We start from the raw sequence: 22,765 nt of genomic DNA, 5'->3' as shown, positions 1-22,765 counted from the left end.
ATGCCTGCCACAGGGCCACTGATCGACGTGCGTGACCTCGAGCGCACCTTCGACGTACGGCGCCGGGTCGACGGCCGGCGACGGCGGGTCCGCGAGTCCGTGCTCGCCGTCCACGACCTGACGTTCGCCGTCGATGCCGGCGAGATGGTCGGCTACATCGGGCCCAACGGTGCCGGGAAGTCGACCACGATCAAGATGCTGACCGGGATCTTGGTGCCCACCGGTGGGCAGGTCAGGGTCGCCGGTCTCGACCCCAGCCGCGACCGGGTCGAGCTCGCCCGGCGGATCGGCGTGGTCTTCGGCCAGCGATCGACGCTGTGGTGGGACCTGCCGCTGCGCGACTCCTTCGAGCTGCTGCAGAAGATGTACCGGATCTCGCCCGCGCGCTACCGCGACAACCTCGACCGGTTCGTCGACCTGCTCGACCTCGGCGACCAGCTCGACACGCCGGTGCGCCAGCTCAGCCTGGGCCAGCGGATGCGCGGCGACATCACCGCAGCCCTGCTGCACGACCCCGAGGTGCTCTACCTCGACGAGCCGACGATCGGCCTCGACGTCGTCAGCAAGGGCCGGCTGCGCGAGTTCCTCCGCGCGCTCAACGACGAGCGCGGCACCACCCTGGTCCTCACGACCCACGACCTGCAGGACATCGAGGCGCTCTGTGACCGCGTCATCGTGATCGACCACGGGACGTCGGTGTACGACGGCCCGCTCGCCGGGCTCCACGCCCAGGGCGGTTCGTCCCGCATGCTCGTGGTCGACCTCGTCGACGAGGCGCCGCCCGTCGTCGTGCCCGGGGCGACCGTGCGCCGGGTCGACGGACCGCGGCAGTGGTTGTCCTTCCCGGCCGACGCGAGCGCCGCGCCCATCGTGGCCGCGGTCGCGGCGTCGTACGACGTGGCGGACCTGTCGATCCAGGAGCCCGACATCGAGGACGTGATCCGCGAGCTCTACTCGCGCGCCTAAGTGACCCCACCCAGCAGCTCGGGCGAGGTCAGCGCCTGGCGCTCCAGCACGAGCATGGCGCGGTCGTCGTCCCCGCGCGGCACCTTCTTGAGCACCCGCTTGGGCATGCCGGTGAAGCCGCGGGCGTCGACCGCCTTGAGCGCCTCGTGCCGCAGCCACTCGATGCCGGCGTCGAGGTCCTTGTCCGCGGACTCGATGACGCCGTCGGTGTAGAACATCAGCGCCTCCCCCGGGCGGAGCCGACCGCGACTCGGGGTGAAGTCGGCCTCGTCGATGACGCCGAGCGCCATGCCGCGCGCGTTGTCGACCGACCAGCCGCGCTGGCCGAGGTGCCAGTGGAGGGCGGGCGGGTGGCCGGCGCTGGTGATCGTGTAGTCGCCGGTGACCAGGTCGACCTTGATGTGCACGGCCGTCGCCAGCGACTCGTCGGACTCCTGGCGGAGCAGGAAGTGGTTGGCAGCGGCCATCAGCTCGGCCGGGGGCAGGGCCCCGATCAGGCCGCCGAGGGCGCCGGCGAACTGCAGCGCCTGCGGGCCGACGGACGTCCCCTTGCCGCACACGTCGACCAGGGCCATCTCCAGCCACCGTCCCTCGCGCAGGTCGGCGACGAGGAAGTCACCGGCATAGCTCGGTCCGTTGGCGGTGATGGTGGCGGACTCGGAGCGCCAGCCGCGGGGCAGCGGCGGCACGACGCCCTGGCGCTGCAGGCGGTCACGCAGCTGGCTCAGCACGGCCTCGCTGAGCGCCATCGGCAGGCCCGAGCGCTGGCGGCTGGCCTGGTAGATCGCGAGCAGCACGCCCACGGCGAGGATGACCAGCGCCGCCTCGCGGCTCGGGGTGCTGAAGCCGGTCTCGACCGACGTCCAGAGGGCCGCCGCCACCAGGACCACGGTCAGCAGCAGCAGGGGCACGAAGCGCAGCAGCATGAGGCCGAGCATCAGGAAGAGGAACCACAGCGCCACCGGGACGACGACCTGCGCCAGCTCCCCGATGCCCACGGCGACGGCCACGGAGGCGACGAGCACGAGCAGGAGGAACGCCTGGCTGCCGCGCGATCCGGTGCGCCAGCCCGCGACGCGCTGCTGGACGTACGACGTGATGCCGCGCGCCACGGACCCCAGCGCACTCGACACGTCCGAAGGGTAGGGCTCGACAGATGTTCCCCGAGGGTGAACCGGGAAAGTCGGCGCAGCCGGTCGATAGGCTCCCCGCATGCCGCTGGTCCCGCTGCAGGCCGACATCCTCGGTCCTGACTTCCGGGTGGAGACGATCTCGCTCCCACCCGATCCCGAGGGCCCCGTCGTCGCCACGCTCGTGACGCTGGCGCCCGACCGTCCCAACGGCCGCGCCGTGCTGCACGTCCACGGCTTCGCCGACTACTTCTTCCACACCGAGTACGCCCGGTGGTGGGCGGATCGCGGCTACACGTTCTACGCCCTGGACCTCCGCAAGTACGGCCGCTCCCTGCGCGACCACCAGACCCCGCACTACGTCGCCGACCTCGGCGAGTACTTCGCCGAGATCGACCTGGCGTGGTGGCGGATCACCCAGCGCGACGGGCACCGCGAGGTGATCGCCTCGGGTCACTCGACCGGCGGCCTGACCGTGCCGCTCTGGGTGCGGGAGCGCCGGCCGACCGAGCTGACCGCGATGGTGCTCAACTCCCCCTGGTTCGACATGCAGGGGGCGGCGTGGCTGCGCAGCCCGGCGGCGCGCCTGGCGATCGAGCGGCTCGGCACCAGCCGGCCGATGCAGGAGATCCCCCGCAAGGTCAGCACGGTCTACGGCCGTGCGCTGCACCGCGAGCACGGCGGCGAGTGGGACTACGACCTCACCTGGAAGCCGCTCGAGTCGCGGCCCGTGTACGTCGGGTGGCTGCGCGCCGTACGACGCGGCCACGCGCTGCTGCACGCCGGACTCGACATCGATGCCCCCACGCTCGTGCTCTCCTCGGCCCGGTCCTGGTTCGGCGAGCAGACCGACGAGAGCGCCACGACGCACGACATCGTGCTCGACGTGGAGCAGATCCGGCACTGGGCCTCGTCGGTCGGTCGCCACGTCACCTCGATCGCGATCGAGGGCGCCATCCACGACGTCGTCCTCTCCCGCCCGCCCGTCCGCGAGGAGGCGTACGACGTCCTCGACCGGTGGCTGGCGGCGTGGGTGGATCGGGAGGCCGCGACGTCGCGACATGGTTTCCAGCCGACCACATGAGCCCGGCGACGTGCTCACCGCTGATCCCCCGCGGATTCATGGAAGCTCCACCCACGAGATCCGTGCCAGCAGGGCATCACCGACAGGTTCGCGCTCGTCCTGGTGGACCGGGCACCGTTGACGCAGCTCGAACGGAATGGGGCATGAGTGGAAGGTTGGCCGTGCCTTGCCTACTAGCCCCAATCACGATCGGACGCGATATCTCAGGCGGTTGACGGACTCGTCGTACACGAGCTCGCCTGGCTGCACGCCGGCCCCGGCGCCTATCCCAGACTCGAAGGCCTCCGCCAGCCCAGAGGTCAACGTGCCAAACCCGACCTCGACATGATGCGTCGTACGGGGCGCCTCCGTGAGGTCCGTGTCATCGACGATGTTGTCCTCAGCCCATGCCAGTCGACGGAGCTGGGTTCGGCTGAGGCGCACCACCAGAGGCTGGCCTGCTTCGCAACCGGTGGGATACATGGCGCCGGCGATGTCGAGGCGGATCGCGCCTGCGGCCGTCTCGCGGGCTACTCCGAAGCATCCAAGAAACTCCATGAACGCCTCATAGAGGTCATCGTCGCTGATGTCCTTGGTGACACGGCGCACGCCGGACAACGGACTGGAGACTTCCGGCAGCTGGTTCCCCGATGGGGAGCTCGGCCCCTAGGGCATCCACATGGACATGCCTCCGGCCCCCCGTTGTCACGTCAGCGGGGTCCGGGGCGGGGTCATGGTCGGCGTGGTCGTGGGATGCCGGGTAGGCCGGGCGGATCCGGTGAGTCGATCGTGGTGGTGCCGGTGTGGTCGCGGCGGTAGCGGTACCCGTGCGGGCTGGTCCACTCGAACACCCCGGGCGCGACCATCTCGTAGCGCCAGGCCGAGTGCGTCTTGAGCCTGTGGTGGGACCGGCACAGGCAGGCGAGGTTGTCGGTCTGTGTCGGCCCGGGTTGAGGCCGGCCCTCGGCTTCGGCGTCTGGGTCATAGGGGATGACGTGGTCGACGTCGCAACCTCTGGCCGGTCGGGTGCACCGCGGGAACACGCAGGTGCGGTCGCGGAGGATCACGTGCTCGCGGATCCGGTCCGGAACCTCGTAGGCGTCGGTCTTCAGATGGGTGTTGAGGTCGATGACCGGCTTGATCGTCACCTTCGTGCGCGTGTCGGCACACCACGACTTGACCTGGTCGAGCAGCACGAGCCGCTGGCCCTCCGCCAGCCGCCCGGTCGGCCCGAACACGGTGGCGTCGCCGGCGAAGCCCGCGTCGAAATGGGCGTGGAGCACGACCTCCCGCGCGACCGGCAGACCGTCGCCGTCGTCTGTCATCGCGGTGGTGCGTGCGCCCGTGGTGTGGAGGTCGAGCGCGGTCTGGGTGCGAGCGAGCTCACCGAGCGCCTTGGCCCGGCGGACGTCGAGAGACTCGGTCGATCCCAGCGCGGCCTGGGTCGCGGCACCGTGGGCGACGGCCCGGTCGAGGTCGATCGCGTCGGCCATGTCCACCTCCGCCTCGACCCGCATGGTCCCGGCGAAGTGCACGTCCTCGGTGTCGATCCTCACGTGACGCGGGTCCACGTAGAGGTACCCGTCCTCCGGCACGCGGAAGAAACTCTCGCAGAACGGGGGGGGGTCCGCACGGCGCGTCGTCGAAAGTGTTTGAGAGGGCTATCAGCCGACCGGTCGGGCTCGGCGAGGTCGTACCGCTTGATGGCCTCCGCGACGAGCCGATCGAGCTGGGCGGGGCCGACCTTCCCGGCGACCGCGGCGACCTGCGCGTCCACGAACCCGGCCGCCGCCCGCGTCAGCGACGGGGAGGAGTGGATGGTGGTCTCGGCGACCGCGCGTGCCTTCCACGCCGGCACCCGGCCGGCCTGGACCTGCGCCCACAACCGCGGCAGCCGGTGCCGCAGCTCCAACGCCTGCCCGATCAGCTTCTTCGCCGCCACCGTCGACACCCCGAGGACGCCGCCGAGCTCGGCCACGCAGAACTCCGCCACCAGCGGGCACCCCTCACCCGCGATGGGCTCCTCGTGCTCCCAGCCCGGCACCGAGAACGACGCTGCGTCGTGGATCGACTCCGGCGGATGCAGGTCCGCCCACTGCGCCGCCAGGAGGAGCTGGTCGGCAGCGGCGCGGTTTTCGTCCACGCGACGCTGTCGGATCGCAGCGAGCAGGTCAGAGGCGGTGAGGTCCTCGACCCCACCCGCCACCCGGTCCGCCAGCGCTTCGCTCATGTGTTCGACCCTAGCCGTCGGGTACGACAACGGCACCCGTCGAGGAGCGGTCTGTGGACACCCGTCCGCCACGCCGTTCTTCCGGGTCTCGCGAAGGGACTACGTCCCTCCTCGACCCAGCAGGTGTGGGACAGGGCGCACTCAGACGAGCAGCACCACGAGCGCCACGACCCCGACCGCGGCGATGACGGCGCGAAGCAGGGCGGGCGGGAGGCGGCGCCCGACGGTCGCGCCGATCTGGCCGCCCACCACCGAGCCGAGCGCGATGAGGCCGGCCACGACCCAGTCGACGTCGGCGACGGCGATGAAGACCAGCGCGGCGACGGCGTTGACGATCAGGGCGAGCAGGTTCTTCGTGGCCGTGTGCCGCTGGATCGAGTCGACGACGCCGATGCCGAGGATCGCCATCAGCAGCACGCCCTGCGCCGCACCGAAGTAGCCGCCGTAGACACCCGCGGCGGCCACGGCCGGCCAGACCCACCACACGCCGTGGTCGGGGATGCCGCCCCGCGACTCGGCGCGGGCGGCGACCGACCGCTGGATGCGCGGCCCCAGGACGACGAGCACCACGCCGAGCGCGATGAGCACCGGGACGATCGTGTCGAAGGCCGACGACGGCAGCCACAGCAGGAGCAGCGCACCGACGACACCGCCGAGCAGCGACGCCGAGCCCAGCCGCAGGACGCGGGCGCCCTGCCCGGCGAGCTCGCGGCGGTAGCCGAAGACCCCCGACATGCTGCCCGGCACGAGGCCGACGGTGTTGCTGACGTTGGCGGTCACCGGGGGTACGCCGAACGCGAGGAGGGTCGGGAACGTGATCAACGTTCCCGACCCCACCACGGTGTTGATGGTGCCGGCGGCCACGCCCGCGAGGGCGATCAGCGCGGCTTCTAGTGGACTCACTGGCCGGCAGGTGCTCCCGGGTCAGTGGGGTCGATCGACGACCGTGCGGACTTGCCCGGGTTGGCGGCGATCTCGGCCTCGGCGATCGCCTGCTGCACCGCCTCGCTTGTCGCCCGCATCTCCGGGTCGTCCGAACCGCGCGGCAGCTGCGGCTCGGAGGAGCCCATGTCCACCCGCGTGCGGGGCGTCGCGTCCTTCGGGATGCCGGCGATCTCGTGGATCGAGGACCCGAGGCCCTCCATCGCCTTGGTGATCTCCGAGGGGATGACCCACACCTTGTTGGCGCTGCCCTCGGCGATCTTCGGCATCATCTGGAGGTACTGGTAGGCGAGCAGCGACTGGTCGGGCTGGCCGTCGTGGATGGCCTGGAAGACCGTCTGGATGGCCTGTCCCTCACCCTGGGCGCGCAGGATCTGGGCCTCCCGGTCGGCCTGCGCGCGGAGGATCTGCGACTCGCGGTCACCCTCGGCGTTGAGGATCGCCGACTGCTTGTTTCCCTCGGCGGTCAGGATGGCCGACTGGCGCTGGCCCTCGGCGGTCAGGATGAGCGCACGCTTGTCGCGGTCGGCGCGCATCTGCTTCTCCATCGCGTCCTTGATCGACGGCGGCGGGTCGATGCCCTTGATCTCGACGCGGTTGACCCGGATCCCCCACTTGCCGGTCGCCTCGTCGAGCACACCGCGCAGGCCGTTGTTGATCTCCTCGCGCGAGGTCAGCGTCTGCTCGAGGTCCATGCCACCGACGATGTTGCGCAGCGTGGTCATGGTCAGCTGCTCGACGGCCTGGATGTAGTTGGCGATCTCGTAGGTCGCCGCCACCGGGTCCGTGACCTGGAAGTAGATGACGGTGTCGATCGACACCACCAGGTTGTCCTCGGTGATCACCGGCTGCGGCGGGAAGCTCACGACCTGCTCGCGCAGGTCGATGAGGTAGCGCACCTTGTCGATGAACGGCACGACGATGTTGAGCCCTGCCGGCAGCGTCCCCTTGTACTTGCCGAAGCGCTCGACGATGCCCGCGCGTGCCTGGGGCACGATGCGGACCGTCTTCGCGAGCATGACGACGACGAACACGGCGACGAGCAGGAACAGGATGAGCAATGCTGACGGCACTGGATCTCCCCCGATCTTGGTGTGTGCGAGTGGTACGGGTCTCGTGTGGTCGTGGGCCCGACCGAGGTCAGGGCTCGAGCGTGCCGACCGGGTGGACGTAGGCGGTGGCGCCCTTGATCTGGAGGATCTCCACGGTCTCGCCCGGACCGATCTTGAGGTGCTCGTCGTAGGGCAGCGCCGTCCAGATCTCGCCGCCCGCCCTGATCCGACCGGGGGCGAGGCCGGTGATCTCCTCGGTCACCAGCCCGCGCGTGCCGACCAGCTTGCCGTGGCCGAGCGCGAGCTCGGGACCGCTGTGGAGCCGCTTGACGAAGGCCGGGCGGACGAAGGCCAGCATCGCGATCGAGGCGGCGAGCGCCGCGAGGACCTGGACGACGACCGGCAGTCCGAGAATGGCGGCGACCGTGCCGATCACCGCGCCGGCGGCGAGCATCGCGAAGATCAGGTCGAGGCTGAACATCTCGGCGACACCCAGCACGATCGAGACCCCGAGCCAGGTCTCCCACAGGTGGTCGCGGATCCAGTCCATGGCCCGAGCCTATCCAGTACGTCGTGACGTCAGGCGGGAGCGACGCGCTGGGCGGGCCGTCGGCGCGCTGCGTAGCGGTCGTCGGCGCGGGTCACCACCAGGGGCACCCCGAACGTCTCCGACAGCGACTCGGCGGTGACGACGTCCTCGACGGGTCCGGAGTCCACGACCCGTCCCTCGCGCAGCAGCAGGGCGTGGGTGAAGCCGGGCGGGATCTCCTCGACGTGGTGGGAGACCAGGACCGTCGCAGGCGAGTCGGGGTCGAGGGCCACCTGGGACAACGTCGCGACCAGGTCCTCGCGGCCCCCGAGGTCGAGGCCCGCGGCCGGCTCGTCGAGCAGCAGCAGCTCGGGGTCGGTCATCAGGGCCCGCGCGACCTGGACCCGTTTGCGCTCGCCCTCGCTGAGGGTGCCGAAGGTGCGCTCCGCGAGGTGGTCGGCCCCGACCTCGGCCAGGAGGCTGGCGGCCCGGTCGTGGTCGAGGTCGGCGTACTCCTCGCGCCAGCGACCCAGCACGCCGTAGGACGCCGAGACCACCACGTCCTTGACCAGCTCGGAGCGCGGGATGCGGTCGGCGAGCGCGGCGCTGGTGAGGCCGATGCGCGGGCGCAGCTCGAAGACGTCGGTGGTGCCGAGGACCTCGTCGAGGATGCCGGCGACTCCCGACGTCGGGTGCAGCTGCGCGGCCGCGACCTGCAGCAGGGTCGTCTTGCCGGCGCCGTTGGGTCCGAGGACCACCCAGCGCTCGTCGTCCTCGACCAGCCAGTCGACGTCGTCGAGCAGCAACGACTGGCCCCTGCGCACCGTGACCCCTGCGAGCTCGATGACGGCGACCATGGCGTCACCCTATCCAGCAGGTCCGCCCATCCTTCAGCGACACTGCGGGGCGGGTAACCTCACCGCGATGTCGCGCACGCCCCTCGCCCTCCCCCACTCGGCGACCCTCGCCTGGTGGTTCACCGCGTGGCTGCGCGGTCACGAGCAGACCGACCACGTGCTCGACGCGCTGGCCGACGACACCCACCTGCTGGACGGCGGCTCGGCGCTCGACCTGCTGACGCACGCGCGGGGCACCGGGGCGTCGTACGCCGGACTGGCATTGCCGGTCGACGGCGACCCCCTGGGCCTGGGCGGCCCGCGCGACTTCAACACCGCCGCCCTCGAGGCCGGGCAGGCCGTCGTGGTGGGCGACCTCGGCCTGGTGCCGCAGGAGCAGGGCGAGACGGTGCAGTGGCGGCCCTTCGAGGCCTCGCGGCGCCAGCTCCCGGACGTCGGGGAGGCCGACCGCGTCCTGCGCGCCGCGCTCCTGGGCGCCGCCGGCGACCTCGCCGACCTCGACGTGGCGAGGTGGCGACCGGAGGCCGCCGACGCCCTGATGAACCTGCACCACCGTCCCTCCGTCGACGCACCGCTCGGCACCCCGCCGCGGTGCGTCGACCTCGCCGCGCGCGGCCTGCAGGCGTGGGCCATCGTCGACCTCGCCCTCGTGGACGACGGCGGGGCACTGTCGTCGTACGAGGTGGAGCGCCGCCGCGACCTGCTCCAGCCGCTGGGCCGGGCGGCCCGGCGCGCGATCGTGGCGGCCTGCTCCCCCGAGGTGTGGCCGGACCGCTGAGGGACTCCCGGCGTCAGCCGCCGTACTGGCCGCTGCCGTAGGCCGGCGGCGGGTAGTCGCCGGCGTAGCCGCTCGGGCCCGTCTTGGGGTTGGGGCCGTACTGGTTGTCGGGCTTGGAATCGGTGCAGTACCACACGATGAGCAGGATCCAGCCGATGATCGGGATGAGGCCGATGAGGATCCACCAGCCGCTGCGGTCGGTGTCGTGCAGCCGGCGCACGCCGACGGCGAGGCTGGGCAGGAAGAGCGCCAGGCTGGCGACGGTGTTGATGAGACCACCGCTGGCCGCGCCCTCGTAGTCGGTGCCGAGGACGACGTCGAGGATCGTGGACACCACGCTCACCAGGAACGTGAACAGTGCGAAGTACCAGTACTCGGAGCGCCGCGCGCGGCCCGAGAAGCCGACGTACTTCGACAAGCACGTGCGGACAGCCGTCATGAAGTCCATGGATTACCCCCGTGGTCGTGGGCGGTTCCCTGAGCCGGACCGCCAGCGTCCCGAACGTAGGGCACGGGGGCCGCTGGTCGCCAGCACCACGCTAGCCTTCGACGCGATGGAAGACGAGCCGAAGACCCTCCTGGTCACCCTCACGGGCAAGGACCGCCCTGGCGTCACCTCAGCGATCTTCGCCGCGCTGTCGGCCGCCGGTGTCGAGGTGATCGACATCGAGCAGATCGTGCTGCGGCGGCGGTTGGTGCTCGGCATCCTCGTCACGGCGCCGCGGGACTGGAAGAAGCTGCGCGACGTCATCGAGCGCACCGCCACCGACCTCGACATGAGCGTCGAGGTGGACCGCGGCGCCGGTGACAACCGCAGCCGCCCCGGCGAGCGTTCGCACATCACGATCATCGGCAGTCCTCTGAAGGCCTCGGCGATGGCCGCGATCGCCGGCCGCATCGCCGACTCGGGCGCCAACATCGACAAGATCGAGCGGATGGCGCGCTACCCGGTGACGGCGATCGAGCTGCACGTCTCGGGCGCGCCGGCCGACACGCTCCGCCCGCTCCTGGCGGTCGAGGCCGTCAGGCAGGGCATCGACCTCGCCGTGCAGCGCGACTCCCTGCACCGCCGCGGCATCCGGCTGATCGTCATGGACGTCGACTCCACCCTCATCCAGGGCGAGGTCATCGAGATGCTCGCCGCGCACGCGGGCCAGGAGGCGGAGGTCGCGCGGGTCACCGAGGCGGCGATGCGGGGCGAGCTGGACTTCGAGGCGTCGCTCCGCGAACGCGTCGCCCTGCTGGAGGGCGTGCCGGAGTCGGCGCTCGACGAGGTCTACGACTCGATCGTGCTCGCGCCCGGCGCCCGCACGATGGTGCGCACGTTGCGCCGCCTGGGGTACCGGTTCGCGATCGTCTCCGGCGGCTTCACCCAGATCACCGACCGGCTCGCCGCCGACCTCGGCATCCACTTCGCCCGCGCCAACGAGCTCGAGGTCGTCGACGGCCGGCTCACCGGCCGCATCGTGGGCGACGTCGTCGACCGGGCAGGCAAGGCGGCCGCGCTGCGCGAGTTCGCCACGGAGGTCGGCGTACCGCTGGACGCGGTGATCGCCATCGGTGACGGGGCCAACGACCTCGACATGCTCAACGCCGCCGGTCTCGGCATCGCCTACAACGCCAAGCCGATGGTCCGCGACGCCGCCGACACGGCCGTCAACGTCCCCTACCTCGACGCGATCCTCTACCTGCTCGGCATCTCGCGCGAGCAGATCGAGGAGGCGGACGCGGCCGTCGGCATCACGACGCCCGCGCCGCCGCTCATCGGCTGACGCCGTCAGCTGGACGAGGGAGGCGTACGCCGACCGCGACGCAGCCGCCGATGTCGTCGTCGGTCTCGACGGCCGTCACCAGCCCGGCCGCCGCCATCGCACTGGTCGTCAGCCCGGCCTGCTCGCGACTCGTCTCGACGAGCAGCACTCCCCCGGGCGCCAGCCAGCGGACGGCGTCCGCGGCGAGGAGCCGGTGCAGGTCCACGCCGTCGGCGCCGCCGTCGAGGGCGACGCGTGGCTCGTGGTCGCGCGCCTCTGGTGGCATGTCGGCGACGCGGTCGGAGGGGACGTAGGGGGCGTTGGCGGCCAGCACCGCCACGCGCCCGGCGAGGCGGGCCGGCAGCGCGTCGTACAGGTCACCGTGGTGGAGCGTCGCGGACGGGGCGTTGGACCGGGCGCAGTCGAGCGCCGTCGCGCTCACGTCGCACGCGTGCACCTCGGCGCGCGTGGCCTCGAGGGCGGCGGCGACGGGCGCGACCCCGCAGCACATCTCGACCACCACCGGACGCCCGGGCGCCCGACCCGCGCGGTCGACCGTCAGCCGCGCGAGCAGCTCGGTCCGCCGCCGCGGCACGAACACCCCTGGCGCGACCACCAGCCGCCGACCGAGGAACTCCACCCAGCCCAGCACCGTCTCCAGCGGCTCGCCGGCGACGCGGCGTACGACGAGGCGCTCGAGGTCGTCGGCGGACGACGCCGCCTGCTCCAGCAGGGCCGCCTCGTCCTCGGCCCACACGCAGCCGGCGGCGCGGAGCCGCGCCGCGACGTGCGGATCGCTCACGCAGCCCCGACGTGGAAGGCCTCGAGGCGCGCGGAACCGGGGCCGAGGTCAGCCCAGTCGCCGTCGACGCTGAACACCGCGACGGCAGAGGTCGGGAAGCCGCGCGTCAGCATGGTGGTCGTCGCCTCGGTGTCGCCCTCGCCGTCGTCGACGAGCTCGGCGAGCGAGCCGACGGTCGGGTTGTGGCCGATGACGACCAGGGTGCGGACCTCGGGCGCGGTGTCCCGGACCAGGTCGAACGCCGAGTCGGTGCCGGCGGCGTACAGCGCGTCGGAGAGCACGACGAGGCCCTCCTCCCACCCGGCGCCGGCGGCGACCTGCTCCCACGTCTGCTGCGTGCGGACGGCGTCGGAGACGAGCGCGACGTCGGGCTCGATGCCCTGGTCGCGCATCCAGCGGCCGGCAGCCTCGGCGTCGCCCAGGCCGCGCTCGGCCAGCGCGCGCGCGTGGTCGGTGCTCGCGCTGTGCTCGGCCTTCGAATGACGCATCACCACGAGCCTGCGCAGACCCGCGCCGGACGCCTCCCTCACTGACTCCTGCATTCCCTCACCCTTCCAGCCGCTAGCCTGCCTGTCATGCCCAGGGGACCACTCATGATCATCGGGGGTGCCGAGGACAAGGTGCGCAAGCCCACCATCCTCAAGCACTTCGTCGCCCTGAGCGGCGGCCGGGACGCGCACATCGCCGTCATCCCGACCGCCTCCTCGCTCGGACGCGAGGTGGTGGACGTCTACGACGCCCTGTTCAGCAAGTTCGGCGCGGCCAGCGTGGACGCCGTACGTCCGGAGTCGCGCGAGCAGGCCCACGACCCGGTGCTGGTGAAGGCGCTCGACGAGGCCACCGGCATCTTCATGACCGGCGGCAACCAGCTCAAGCTCTCCTCCATCGTGTGCGGCACGCCGGTGGGGGACGCGATCCTGCGCGCCCACGAGCGCGGCGCGGTCGTCGCCGGCACGTCGGCCGGTGCGAGCATCCAGTCGTCCCACATGGTCGCCTTCGGCGTCGGTGGGGCCACCCCCAAGCAGCGGATGACGCAGGTGGCAGGCGGGCTCGGCCTGGTCGGCAGGGCGGTGATCGACCAGCACTTCGACCAGCGCAACCGCTACGGCCGCCTGCTGATGATCGTCGCGCAGAGCCCGCAGCTGCTCGGCATCGGCGTCGACGAGGACACGTGCGGCCTGGTCGAGGACGTGGCCGGCGAGCTCGTGATGCGGGTGCTCGGCAAGGGTGCGGTCACGATCTTCGACGGCACGCGCATGGTCTCCAACGCCTACGAGGCGACCCGGTCCTCACCCCTGCTCGCGAGCGGGGTGGTGTTCCACACGCTGCCCGAGGGCACCGTCTTCAACCTCACCACGCGGGCCCTCGTCACCCAGGAACCGGCGATCCAGCAGGAGGACGCCGCCGAGCTCGCCGAGGCCAGCCGCGACCTGCGCCAGCTGGCCCGCGACATCGCCGCCGCCGACGCGACCCCCGCCGCGATCCGCCGACGCCTCAAGCTGCGCCGCGGCCCGGCCCCCCAGACCCCCGACCCGAACCAGGGAGACGATTGATGAGCGAGCGCCCCACCCCGGACCTGGAGATCGTCGAGACGCGGGTCTACCGCGGTGCCAACGTCTGGTCCTACGACAAGTCGATCCACCTCGTGGTCGACCTGGGTTCGCTCGAGCAGTACCCCACCAACACGATCCCCGGCTTCACCGACGACCTCGTCGCGATGCTCCCCGGGCTGCGGGAGCACTCCTGCTCGCGCGGACGTCGGGGCGGCTTCCTCGAGCGCCTCAACGAGGGCACCTGGCTGGGGCACGTCGCCGAGCACGTCGCGCTCGCGCTGCAGCAGCTCGTCGGCCACGACATCCGCCGCGGCAAGACCCGGCAGGTCAAGGGCCAGCCCGGTCGCTACAACATCATCTACGGCTACATCGAGGAGAACGTCGGCCTCACCGCCGGTCGCCTCGCCGTCCGGCTCGTCAACCACCTCGTCGAGGGCGACCCCGACTTCGACTGGGAGACCGAGCGCGACGACTTCATCCGCCGCGCCGAGCGCACGGCGTTCGGGCCGTCGACGCAGGCGATCGTCGACGAGGCGGTCTCCCGCGACATCCCGTGGATCCGGCTCAACCAGTACTCCCTCGTCCAGCTCGGACAGGGCGTCCACGCCAGGCGGATCCGCGCCACGATGACGTCCGAGACGTCGTCGATCGCCGTCGACATCGCCTCCGACAAGGACCTCACCACCAAGCTGCTCGGCGCCGCCGGACTGCCCGTGCCCAAGCAGGAGTCGGTCCGCACCGAGGAGGGTGCCGTCGCCGCCGCGCGCCGCATCGGATACCCGGTCGTGCTCAAGCCGCTCGACGGCAACCACGGCCGCGGGGTGTGCCTCGACCTGCAGGACGAGGACGACGTACGCGCCGCGTTCCCGGTGGCGCACGGCCAGTCGCGCCGCGGAAACGTCATCGTCGAGTCGTTCGTGACCGGCAAGGACTACCGCTGCCTGATCATCGACGGGCGGATGGTCGCGATCGCCGAGCGGGTGCCGGCATCGGTGACCGGTGACGGTACGTCGACGGTGCAGGCGCTGGTCGACCTGACCAACGCCGACCCGCGTCGCGGCGTCGGCCACGAGAAGGTGCTGACCCGGATCAAGGTCGACGAGGCCGCGATCGAGGTGCTCGCCGACCAGGGGCACACGCTCGACTCGGTGCCCGCCGAGGGCGAGATGGTCAAGCTCGCGCTCACCGGCAACATGTCCACCGGCGGCATCTCCATCGACCGCACCTTCGAGGCGCACCCGGAGAACGTCGAGATCGCCGAGGAGGCCGCCCGGATGGTCGGCCTCGACATCGCCGGCATCGACTTCATCTGCCCCGACATCACCGAACCGGTCCGCGAGGCCGGCGGCGCGATCTGCGAGGTCAACGCGGCGCCGGGCTTCCGGATGCACACACACCCGACGATCGGCGAGCCGCAGTTCATCGCCAAGCCGGTGGTCGACATGCTGTTCCCGCCCGGTGCGACGTCGCGGATCCCGATCGTCGCGGTGACCGGCACCAACGGCAAGACGACCACGAGCCGGATGATCAGCCACATCTTCAAGGGGATGGGCCGCAAGGTCGGCATGACCTCGACCGACGGCGTCGTCATCGACGAGCGGCTGCTCATCCGCGCCGACGCCTCCGGTCCCCGGTCCGCGCGCATGGTGCTGCAGAACCCGCGCGTCGACTTCGCGGTCTTCGAGGTCGCGCGCGGCGGCATCCTGCGCGAGGGTCTCGGCTACGAGCGCAACGACGTCGCCGTCGTCCTCAACGTGCAGCCCGACCACCTCGGGCTGCGCGGCATCGACACCGTGGAGCAGCTCGCCGACGTCAAGGCGGTGATCGTCGAGGCGGTGCCGCGCGACGGCCACGCCGTCCTCAACGCCGACGACCCGCTGGTGCGCGAGATGCGCCGCAAGTGCTCGGGCCAGGTCGTGTGGTTCTCGATGGAGGAGCCCGGCAGCGAGGTGCGCGACATGATCGACGCGCACTGCCGTCGCGGCGGCAAGGCGATCGTGCTCAACCCGAGCGACCGCGGAGAGATGATGGTCGTGCTGCACGGTCGTCGCGAGATGCAGCTGGCGTGGACCCACCTGCTGCCGTCGACCTTCAGCGGCCGGGCGCGGATGAACGTCCAGAACGCCCTCGCCGCAGCAGCAGCCGCGTTCGCGGCCGGCGCCCCGCTCCACGACATCCGGCAGGGCCTGCGGACCTTCTCGACCAACTACTACCTCTCCCCCGGCCGCCTCAACGAGGTCGAGGTCAACGGCGTCAACGTGATCGTCGACTACTGCCACAACGCGCCCGGCATGAAGATGCTCGGCGACTTCGTGGACCGGGTCGGCGAGTCGCTCGAGTCCTCCCACGACCTCGCCCGACCATCGCGGATCGGCATCATCGCCACCGCCGGCGACCGCCGCGACCAGGACATGCGCGAGCTCGGGCAGATCGCGGCCCAGCACTTCGACGTGTGCATCGTGCGTGAGGACGTGGCGCTGCGCGGCCGCGACCGGGGCGCGACCGCCCAGCTCGTGCTGGACGGCGTACGCGCCGCGATGGCCGACGGCGCCCGCTGCAAGCAGGCCGAGCTCGTGCTCGAAGAGATCGAGGCGGTGCGGCACGCGATGAGCCGCGCGAACCGTGGCGACCTCGTCGTGGTGTGCGTCGACAAGCACGCCGAGGTGATGGCAGAGCTGGAGAACTGGTCCGACGTCGCCCAGGCCGGGTCCGTGGCCAACCCCGACGCGCCGTCGGCGGACCCCGACTACGTCCCGCCGGCCACGGACGCGTGAGGGCCGGCTGAGTGCGGATCCTCGACCTCGCCGACCTGCCCCACCGACCGATCGAGGCCCACGGGAGCCGCGGGTTCTCCATCGGCGCGTTCGGGATCAGCGCCGACGCCCACCTGGTCGCGGTCTCGCTCACCCCGGGCGGCACCATCGGGCGGCACCCGGCGGCGGGTCGTCAGCTGCTGGTCGTGCTGTCTGGTGAGGCCGAGGTGAGCGGCGCCGAGCGGGCCGTGCGTCGCCTCGGTCCCGGCCAGGCCGCCGTGTGGGAGCCCGGCGAGCTGCACGAGACGCGCTCGCCCACGGGCATGTCCGCGATGATCGTCGAAGGCGACCTCGACATCGGCGCACCTGGCGAGCAGGTGGACCCGGGCGACACCTGAGCCCACGTCACCGGTCGACGGCGGCCCGCCAGACCACGAGTTCGTTGACCGCTGGGCCGCCGCCCTCGCTGCGCTCGAAGGCGACGCCGTCGTCCGACGCGACGCGCTCGAGGCCGTACGACGCCGCGCCACGCTCGACGTCCTCGCGCGGGTGGCGGCGCACCCGCTGGTCGCCGCTCACCACGCTGACCGGCGCAGCCTGCACCGACCCGTCGTCCAGCAGCGGCTCGTGGCTGACGACGAGGTGCCCGCCGGGCGCCAGCCGCGTCGCGGCCAACCCGAGGACCTCGAAGAGGTCGGGCACCAGCTCGAGGAAGCCGATCGCGGCGACCAGGTCCCACTGGCGGTCGTCGGCGCGGAGGAACGACGCGGCATCCGCGGCCACGACCTCGGCTCCCGACACTCCGGCGTCCGACATCATGGCGCGGGCCCGCTCCAGCATCCCGGGCGACGGGTCGACGAGCGTCAGGGCGGCAGCGGGGAACAGCTCGTGCAGCATGACGGCCGTCTGCCCGGTCCCGGCACCGAGGTCGAGGACCCGCGCCGGCACCAGGCCGAGCGGGGCGAGCAGGCCGCGGGCGCGGCGGTTGGCCGACCAGCCGTTGCCGGTGGTCATCTCGTCGTACGTCGGCGCGAGGGCGTCGTACACCTGCGCCCAGCCCCCGCTCACGCGCGCGCCGCCCGCACCTTCTGCGACAGCGTCTCGGGCGAGTCCGGCGTGCCGCCGTGCGCGGCGATCCAGTCGTAGGCCTCCTGGCGCTCGGCATGGCACATCAGCCCGACGACGTCGCCCGGCCGCGCCCGCGCGACCAGCGCGGCGAGGCACTCGACCTCGGTGTCGTAGGTGTCGATGTCGGTGACGCCCACCCGGGCCGCACCGGCGCGCAGCAGGTCGTCGATCTCCTTCATGGTGCGACCGCGGAGGTACCACTCCTTGTGGCCGATGGCGACGACGTCGCTGCCCTTGGCACCGATCTCGCCGAGCGCGTCGATCAGCTCGTCGGTGCGGTCACCGACGGCGCCGAGGCCGAGCAGCAGACGCGCGCCGGGGCGTCGTACGCCCGCCATGATCTCGAGCAGCGCCTCGAGGCCGGCCTCGTTGTGGGCGAGGTCCATGACGACCGAGATGCTCTGCCCGTCCGTGGCGGGCATCGAGAAGAAGTTCATCCGGCCCGGGTTGTGCTCGGCGTCGGGGCGGAACGACGTGAGGCCGGCGACCACTGCGTCGCGGGGCAGGCCGATGGCGAGGGCGGCGGACGCGGCGGCGAGGGCGTTCTCGATGTTGAAGCGGGACAGCCCGGCGAGCGTCATCGGGACGTCGACGAGCTCGACCAGCGGGTCGGGGTCGGCGGCGGGCGCGAGCACGGTGATCCAGCCGTCGATCACCGTCGTGGCCCGGCCGCCGTCGGTGAGTACGTCGCGCACGGCCGGCGAGTCGGGGTCACGGCTGAAGATCCACGGCCGCGCCGAGATCACGGCACGCATGGCCAGCACCCGCGGGTCGTCGCCGTTGAGCACCGCCCAGCCGTCCTTGCGGGTGATCCGCGGGACGACGGACTTCACCTCGGCGAGCTGGTCGACCGTGTCGATGCCCTGCAGGCCGAGGTGGTCGGCGGTCACGTTGGTCACCACCGACACGTCGTTGCAGGTGATGCCGATGCCCTTGAGCAGGATGCCGCCGCGGGCGGTCTCGGTCACGGCGAGCTGCACGCCGTCGAGCCCGAGCGCGCGCCCGGCACCCGAGGGCCCGGAGTAGTCGCCCGCCTCGACGAGCACCCCGTCGCGGTAGATGCCATCGGTGTTGGACCAGCCGACGACCAGGCCGCTCGTGCGGGCGACGTGGGCGATCATCCGGCTGGTCGTGGTCTTGCCGTTGGTGCCCGTCACCGCGACGACGGGGATGGTCGGCGTGATCGTGCCGGGCCGGTCACCGCGCGGGGCAGCAGCCACCTCCGCGGCGGCGTCGCTCACGGCTGCCTCGACATCGGGCGTCGGGAGGGCGTCGAGGGCGTGCGCGACCGCCTCGCCGAGGGCGCGCGCCCGGCCCCGGTTGCGCCACGGGAAGGCGACGACCACCACGTCCGGGTCGGACGTGGGACGTACGCGCACGGCGAGGCGCCGCGTGCCCGCCTCCCCCGCGATCGCACGGACCAGGCGCTCCACGGCCCGGAGCGCGAAGCGCTGCCGGAAGCCCGATCCGGCGGCTCCCGGCCGCGTCGTGCGGAGCCCGATCCGGCGGGCGAAGCGCAGCACGGCCTCGTCACCGGCCTCGGTGATCGTCGAGACGTCGAGGGTCAGCTTCACCGCGGCGCGCGGGAAGTAGAGGTTGGGGCCTTCGAGGACGCGCAGCTCGACGAGTGAGGTCACCCGGGGAAACTAGCGGACCGTGGTCGGGCCGCTACAGGCCCATCGCGTGGAAGCCGCCGTCGACGTGCACGATCTCGCCGGTGGTGGCCGGGAAGAAGTCGCTCAGCAGGGCCACGACGGCCTGCGCGGTGGGCGTGTGGTCGGACTCGTCCCACCCGAGCGGCGCGCGGTCCTTCCATGCCGACTCGAGGTCCTCGAACCCCGGGATCGCCTTCGCCGCGAGGGTCTTGAGCGGGCCGGCGGCGACGAGGTTGCAGCGGATGCCGTCGGGGCCGAGGTCGCGGGCGACGTACCGGCTCGTGTTCTCCAGCGCCGCCTTCGCGACGCCCATCCAGTCGTACGCCGGCCACGCGGTGGTGGCGTCGAAGGTCAGCCCGACGATCGACGAGCCGCGTGAGAGCAGCGGCCTGGTGGCGACGGCCAGCGACTTGAGGGAGTACGCCGACACCTGCACGGCCTGCGCCACGTCGTCCCAGGGGCCGTCCATGAACTTGCCGCCGAGCAGCGTCTGCGGGTTGCCGTAGGCGATGGAGTGGACGACGCCGTCGAGGCCGTCGACGTGCTCACGGACCTGGTCGGCGAGGCCCGCGAGGTGGCCCTCGTCGGTCACGTCGAGCTCGAGCACCGGCGGCTCCTGCGGGAGCCGCTTGGCGATCCGCTTGGTGATGCCGAGCGCGCGGCCGAAGTTGGAGATCAGCACCGTGGCGCCCTGCTCCTGGGCGATCTTGGCGGTGGCGAAGCCGATGGAGCTGTCCATCGTGACGCCGGCGACGAGGATGCGCTTGCCGTCGAGGATTCCCATGTCGTTGGACCTTTCGTCGTGAGTGGTCGTGTGTCGCGGGAGGATCAGTGGCCCATGCCGAGGCCGCCGTCGACCGGGATCACGGCGCCGGTGACGTAGGACGCGCCATCGGAGGCGAGCCAGGTGACCGCGGAGGCCACCTCGGCCGTCGAGGCGTAGCGACCGAGCGGCACCTGCGTCTTGATGGCGTTCTTCTGGTCGTCGGTCAGGACGTCGGTCATGTCGGTCTCGACGAAGCCAGGCGCGACGACGTTGGTCGTGATCGACCGGCTGCCGAGCTCACGCGCCAGCGAGCGCGCCATGCCGACCAGGCCGGACTTCGACGCGGCGTAGTTGACCTGGCCGGCCGAACCGAGCAGCCCGACGACCGACGAGATGAGGATGATCCGGCCGCGACGCAGACGGAGCATCCCCTTCGCGGCCCGCTTGGCCAGCCGGAAGGTGCCGGTGAGGTTCGTGTCGATGACCGAGGACCAGTCGTCCTCGCTCATCCGCAGCAGCAGCGTGTCCTTCGTGATCCCGGCGTTGGCGACCAGCACCTCGACCGGACCGTGCGCCTCCTCGACCTGCGCGAAGGCTGCCTCGACCTGCTCGGCGTCGGTGATGTCGCACCGCACGTCGAGCGCGCCGTCGGGCGCGCCACCGTTACGGGTGGTGACCGCGACCTTGTCGCCCTGGGCGATGAACGCCTCGGCGATGGCGCGGCCGATGCCACGGTTGCCGCCGGTCACCAGGACCGAGCGGGGTGCGGGCGGGGTGCTGGATCCGGGAATCTCGCTCACGCTCCCGACGCTAGTGATTACCGGGGGGTATCGGTCAATCCGGTCACTCGTCCTCCAGGCGGAACCCCACCTTCATCCCGACCTGGAAGTGCTCGACGGCCCCGTCCTTGGCCTGGCCACGGACCTGGGTGACCTCGAACCAGTCGATGTGGCGGAGCGTCTGGCCGGCACGCTCGATGCCGTTGCGGATCGCCTGGTCGATGCCGTCGGGCGACGTGCCGACGATCTCGGTGACGCGGTAGGTGCGGTTGGTCATGGTTCCTCCTGCTCGACGGCTGTGCGGACCGTCACGGGCCCGTGGATCTGCGAGCCTAGCGACGTAGACTCCGAGCATGGCCAAGTCCGATGCCGTGCGCATCACCACGGCTCGCAGCAGCGCCGCCGACGACATGCGATCGCGACAGCGTCGCTACGCCATCTCCATGACCATCCGGCTGGTGTGCTTCGTCGCGGCGGTGGCGGTCGGCCCGGGGGCCCTGCGGTGGGTCCTCGTGGGCGCAGCGGTCTTCCTGCCACTCTTCGCCGTGGTCATGGCGAACGCCAACGACCAGCGCGACGACGGATTCAGCCTGCCGAGCAACGCGGGAGCCCACGAACTGACGGCACACGACGATGAAGACTGAGGAAACACGACACGACACGGGTGTGTCGAAAGTTTGGTTTTCACCCAGTCCCATGGAATGATCTTTGCAGCGAGCGCAGCATCCCCCGTCTGCGTCAGCGACCGAGGTGCCGGACAGCTTCCCCCCGTGGCTGTCCGGCACTTCTCATGTGCGGAAGGACGACGATGGACCTCGACCGCGACATCTGCTCGGCCAAGGGCTGCCAGTCCGACGCCGTGTGGGACCTGCAGTGGAACAACCCGAAGATCCACACGCCCGAGCGCCGCAAGTCCTGGCTCGCCTGCGACGAGCACCGGGCCTCGCTATCCGACTTCCTGGGTGCGCGCGGGTTCCTCAAGGACGTCGTACCGCACCGCCCGGCGGACTGACGTGCGCCGTTGAGCTGACGCGTCTCCGCTCATCCACCGATGGCGGACATGGGGCGGTCGGGCTGGAGGAAGGTCTCGTCGTCGATGCCGTGGCCGGCACGCTTGCCGCGCATCGCGATGACCCAGCGCTCGGCGATCTCCTCGTCGCCGGCGCCGGAGCGCAGCGCCGACCGGAGGTCGGACTCCTCGCGGGCGAACAGGCAGTTGCGCACCTGTCCGTCGGCGGTGAGCCGGACGCGGTCGCAGTCACCGCAGAACGGGCGGGTCACCGAGGCGATGATCCCGACGGTCGCCGGTCCGCCGTCGACGTCGAAGAGCTCGGCCGGGGCGCTGCCGCGCGGTGCGCCGTGGGGCGTCAGGGTGAACTCGGCGGCGAGCGCCTCGTGGATCTCGTCGGCGGTGACCATGGCGGCGCGGCTCCAGTCGTGCTGGGCGTCGAGCGGCATCTGCTCGATGAACCGGAGCTCGTAGCCGTGGTCGATGCTCCAGCGGAGCAGCTCGGCGGCCTGGTCGTCGTTGGTGCCGCGCAGCAGGACGGCGTTGAGCTTGATCGGCCCGAGCCCCGCGGCCTTCGCTGCCTCGAGGCCCGCGACGACGTCGGTGAGGCGGTCGCGCCGGGTGATGGTCGCGAAGGTCTCCGGCCGCACCGAGTCGATGCTCGCGTTGATCCGGTCGAGCCCGGCGTCGGCGAGGGCCTGCGCGGTGTGCACGAGGCCGAGGGCGTTGGTGGTCAGCGACGTCTCGACGCCCAGCGCGTGCGTCCGAGCGACGATGTCGACCAGCCCCCGGCGCAGCAAGGGCTCACCGCCGGTGAAGCGCACCTCGCGGATGCCGAGGCGTTCGACGCCGATCGTGATCAGCCGGACGACCTCGTCGTCGCTCAGCGTCTGCTCGGTGGGCAGCCAGTCGAGGCCCTCGGCGGGCATGCAGTAGTTGCAGCGCAGGTTGCACCGGTCGGTCAACGAGACCCGCAGGTCCGTCGCCACACGGCCGAAGCGATCCGCCAGGGGTGTCGTCAC

General features: G+C 71.7%; 26 protein-coding genes. 9 read left to right on the top strand and 17 right to left on the bottom strand.

Going from position 1 to position 22,765, the window contains the following annotated elements:
• Window positions 1-966 carry an ATP-binding cassette domain-containing protein gene (locus HOO61_RS15520; RefSeq protein ID WP_172259899.1) on the top strand — a complete coding sequence of 322 codons (966 nt, stop codon included), beginning with the start codon at window positions 1-3 and terminating at the stop codon, window positions 964-966.
• Here HOO61_RS15520 and HOO61_RS24955 read toward each other — a convergent pair.
• Window positions 963-2,099, bottom strand: a complete 1,137-nt coding sequence (locus tag HOO61_RS24955) for a PP2C family protein-serine/threonine phosphatase (RefSeq protein WP_172259897.1) — start codon at window positions 2,097-2,099, stop codon at window positions 963-965. The two genes, HOO61_RS15520 and HOO61_RS24955, sit on opposite strands and share 4 nt — an antisense overlap.
• A 79-nt stretch (window positions 2,100-2,178) precedes the next feature.
• Between HOO61_RS24955 and HOO61_RS15510 the strand changes: the two genes are divergently transcribed.
• Window positions 2,179-3,180 carry an alpha/beta hydrolase gene (locus HOO61_RS15510; protein WP_253942401.1) on the top strand — a complete coding sequence of 334 codons (1,002 nt, stop codon included), beginning with the start codon at window positions 2,179-2,181 and terminating at the stop codon, window positions 3,178-3,180.
• Window positions 3,181-3,363: 183 nt separating this feature from the next.
• Here HOO61_RS15510 and HOO61_RS15505 read toward each other — a convergent pair whose 3' ends face one another.
• From HOO61_RS15505 to HOO61_RS15475, 7 genes are all read right to left on the bottom strand, one after another.
• Window positions 3,364-3,768 (bottom strand): hypothetical protein, encoded by a 405-nt coding sequence (locus HOO61_RS15505; protein ID WP_172259895.1) that lies wholly within the window; start codon window positions 3,766-3,768, stop codon window positions 3,364-3,366.
• A gap of 122 nt (window positions 3,769-3,890) precedes the next feature.
• The gene (locus HOO61_RS15500) at window positions 3,891-4,715 is read right to left on the bottom strand and encodes an HNH endonuclease signature motif containing protein (protein WP_172259893.1); all 825 of its coding nucleotides are present in this window, start codon (window positions 4,713-4,715) and stop codon (window positions 3,891-3,893) included.
• The gene (locus HOO61_RS15495; RefSeq protein ID WP_172259891.1) at window positions 4,712-5,389 is read right to left on the bottom strand and encodes a DUF222 domain-containing protein; all 678 of its coding nucleotides are present in this window, start codon (window positions 5,387-5,389) and stop codon (window positions 4,712-4,714) included. Before HOO61_RS15495 ends, HOO61_RS15500 begins: the two co-directional genes overlap by 4 nt.
• 141 nt (window positions 5,390-5,530) lie before the next feature.
• Complete coding sequence (locus tag HOO61_RS15490; protein WP_172259889.1) at window positions 5,531-6,292, bottom strand: sulfite exporter TauE/SafE family protein; 762 nt, start codon at window positions 6,290-6,292, stop codon at window positions 5,531-5,533.
• Window positions 6,289-7,404 carry an SPFH domain-containing protein gene (locus HOO61_RS15485; RefSeq protein WP_367650198.1) on the bottom strand — a complete coding sequence of 372 codons (1,116 nt, stop codon included), beginning with the start codon at window positions 7,402-7,404 and terminating at the stop codon, window positions 6,289-6,291. The genes HOO61_RS15490 and HOO61_RS15485 overlap by 4 nt, the downstream gene beginning before the upstream one ends.
• Before the next feature lie 67 nt (window positions 7,405-7,471).
• On the bottom strand, window positions 7,472-7,933 hold the full coding sequence (locus HOO61_RS15480) for an NfeD family protein (protein ID WP_172259887.1): 462 nt from the start codon (window positions 7,931-7,933) through the stop codon (window positions 7,472-7,474).
• A 29-nt stretch (window positions 7,934-7,962) separates the two neighbouring features.
• Window positions 7,963-8,769: an ABC transporter ATP-binding protein gene (locus HOO61_RS15475; protein WP_172259885.1), complete on the bottom strand. Its 807-nt coding sequence runs from the start codon at window positions 8,767-8,769 to the stop codon at window positions 7,963-7,965.
• A 67-nt stretch (window positions 8,770-8,836) separates the two neighbouring features.
• Between HOO61_RS15475 and HOO61_RS15470 the strand changes: the two genes are divergently transcribed.
• Entirely contained in the window at window positions 8,837-9,547 is a 711-nt protein-coding gene (locus HOO61_RS15470; protein WP_172259883.1) for a hypothetical protein, read from the top strand.
• Window positions 9,548-9,560: 13 nt separating this feature from the next.
• Here HOO61_RS15470 and HOO61_RS15465 read toward each other — a convergent pair whose 3' ends face one another.
• Window positions 9,561-9,995 (bottom strand): DUF805 domain-containing protein, encoded by a 435-nt coding sequence (locus HOO61_RS15465; RefSeq protein ID WP_172259881.1) that lies wholly within the window; start codon window positions 9,993-9,995, stop codon window positions 9,561-9,563.
• A gap of 106 nt (window positions 9,996-10,101) precedes the next feature.
• Here HOO61_RS15465 and serB point away from each other — a divergent pair, with 106 nt between their 5' ends.
• On the top strand, window positions 10,102-11,319 hold the full coding sequence (gene serB, locus HOO61_RS15460) for a phosphoserine phosphatase SerB (RefSeq protein WP_172259879.1): 1,218 nt from the start codon (window positions 10,102-10,104) through the stop codon (window positions 11,317-11,319).
• Here serB and HOO61_RS15455 read toward each other — a convergent pair.
• Both HOO61_RS15455 and HOO61_RS15450 read right to left on the bottom strand, forming a co-directional pair.
• A complete protein-coding gene (locus tag HOO61_RS15455; protein ID WP_172259877.1) occupies window positions 11,309-12,100 on the bottom strand; it encodes a putative protein N(5)-glutamine methyltransferase in 792 nt (263 codons plus the stop codon). The two genes, serB and HOO61_RS15455, sit on opposite strands and share 11 nt — an antisense overlap.
• Window positions 12,097-12,588 (bottom strand): histidine phosphatase family protein, encoded by a 492-nt coding sequence (locus HOO61_RS15450; RefSeq protein WP_253942400.1) that lies wholly within the window; start codon window positions 12,586-12,588, stop codon window positions 12,097-12,099. Before HOO61_RS15450 ends, HOO61_RS15455 begins: the two co-directional genes overlap by 4 nt.
• An 87-nt stretch (window positions 12,589-12,675) precedes the next feature.
• Between HOO61_RS15450 and HOO61_RS15445 the strand changes: the two genes are divergently transcribed.
• From HOO61_RS15445 to HOO61_RS24215, 3 genes are read left to right on the top strand one after another with little or no spacing between them, the layout of a single operon-like run.
• The gene (locus HOO61_RS15445; protein WP_172259875.1) at window positions 12,676-13,653 is read left to right on the top strand and encodes a cyanophycinase; all 978 of its coding nucleotides are present in this window, start codon (window positions 12,676-12,678) and stop codon (window positions 13,651-13,653) included.
• Window positions 13,653-16,427 (top strand): cyanophycin synthetase, encoded by a 2,775-nt coding sequence (gene cphA, locus HOO61_RS15440; protein ID WP_172259873.1) that lies wholly within the window; start codon window positions 13,653-13,655, stop codon window positions 16,425-16,427. Before HOO61_RS15445 ends, cphA begins: the two co-directional genes overlap by 1 nt.
• An 11-nt stretch (window positions 16,428-16,438) precedes the next feature.
• On the top strand, window positions 16,439-16,804 hold the full coding sequence (locus HOO61_RS24215; protein ID WP_172259871.1) for a cupin domain-containing protein: 366 nt from the start codon (window positions 16,439-16,441) through the stop codon (window positions 16,802-16,804).
• Window positions 16,805-16,811: 7 nt separating this feature from the next.
• On the opposite strand, the gene HOO61_RS15430 is transcribed toward HOO61_RS24215, so the two are convergent.
• From HOO61_RS15430 to HOO61_RS15410, 5 genes are read right to left on the bottom strand one after another with little or no spacing between them, the layout of a single operon-like run.
• Window positions 16,812-17,474 carry a methyltransferase domain-containing protein gene (locus tag HOO61_RS15430; RefSeq protein ID WP_172259869.1) on the bottom strand — a complete coding sequence of 221 codons (663 nt, stop codon included), beginning with the start codon at window positions 17,472-17,474 and terminating at the stop codon, window positions 16,812-16,814.
• Window positions 17,471-19,171, bottom strand: coding sequence for a Mur ligase family protein (locus HOO61_RS15425; protein WP_172259867.1), 1,701 nt, complete (start codon window positions 19,169-19,171; stop codon window positions 17,471-17,473). The genes HOO61_RS15430 and HOO61_RS15425 overlap by 4 nt, the downstream gene beginning before the upstream one ends.
• Before the next feature lie 31 nt (window positions 19,172-19,202).
• Complete coding sequence (gene fabI / locus HOO61_RS15420; RefSeq protein ID WP_172259865.1) at window positions 19,203-19,973, bottom strand: enoyl-ACP reductase FabI; 771 nt, start codon at window positions 19,971-19,973, stop codon at window positions 19,203-19,205.
• A gap of 44 nt (window positions 19,974-20,017) precedes the next feature.
• Complete coding sequence (gene fabG, locus HOO61_RS15415) at window positions 20,018-20,746, bottom strand: 3-oxoacyl-[acyl-carrier-protein] reductase (protein ID WP_367650210.1); 729 nt, start codon at window positions 20,744-20,746, stop codon at window positions 20,018-20,020.
• 52 nt (window positions 20,747-20,798) lie between these two features.
• Window positions 20,799-21,011 (bottom strand): dodecin, encoded by a 213-nt coding sequence (locus HOO61_RS15410; RefSeq protein WP_129473603.1) that lies wholly within the window; start codon window positions 21,009-21,011, stop codon window positions 20,799-20,801.
• Between the two features lie 76 nt (window positions 21,012-21,087).
• On the opposite strand from HOO61_RS15410, the gene HOO61_RS15405 reads away from it, so the two are divergent.
• The gene (locus tag HOO61_RS15405) at window positions 21,088-21,378 is read left to right on the top strand and encodes a DUF3099 domain-containing protein (RefSeq protein WP_172259861.1); all 291 of its coding nucleotides are present in this window, start codon (window positions 21,088-21,090) and stop codon (window positions 21,376-21,378) included.
• A gap of 164 nt (window positions 21,379-21,542) precedes the next feature.
• On the top strand, window positions 21,543-21,746 hold the full coding sequence (locus HOO61_RS15400; protein ID WP_172259859.1) for an acetone carboxylase: 204 nt from the start codon (window positions 21,543-21,545) through the stop codon (window positions 21,744-21,746).
• Between the two features lie 29 nt (window positions 21,747-21,775).
• Here the strand turns inward: HOO61_RS15400 and moaA are convergent, their stop codons facing one another.
• On the bottom strand, window positions 21,776-22,765 hold the full coding sequence (gene moaA, locus HOO61_RS15395) for a GTP 3',8-cyclase MoaA (RefSeq protein WP_172259857.1): 990 nt from the start codon (window positions 22,763-22,765) through the stop codon (window positions 21,776-21,778).

This window comes from Nocardioides sp. zg-1230, assembly GCF_013155335.1.
GTDB lineage: Bacteria > Actinomycetota > Actinomycetes > Propionibacteriales > Nocardioidaceae > Nocardioides.
The sequence above is the reverse complement of the archived record's forward strand: the minus strand, read 5'-3'. Positions and strand labels throughout refer to the sequence as shown.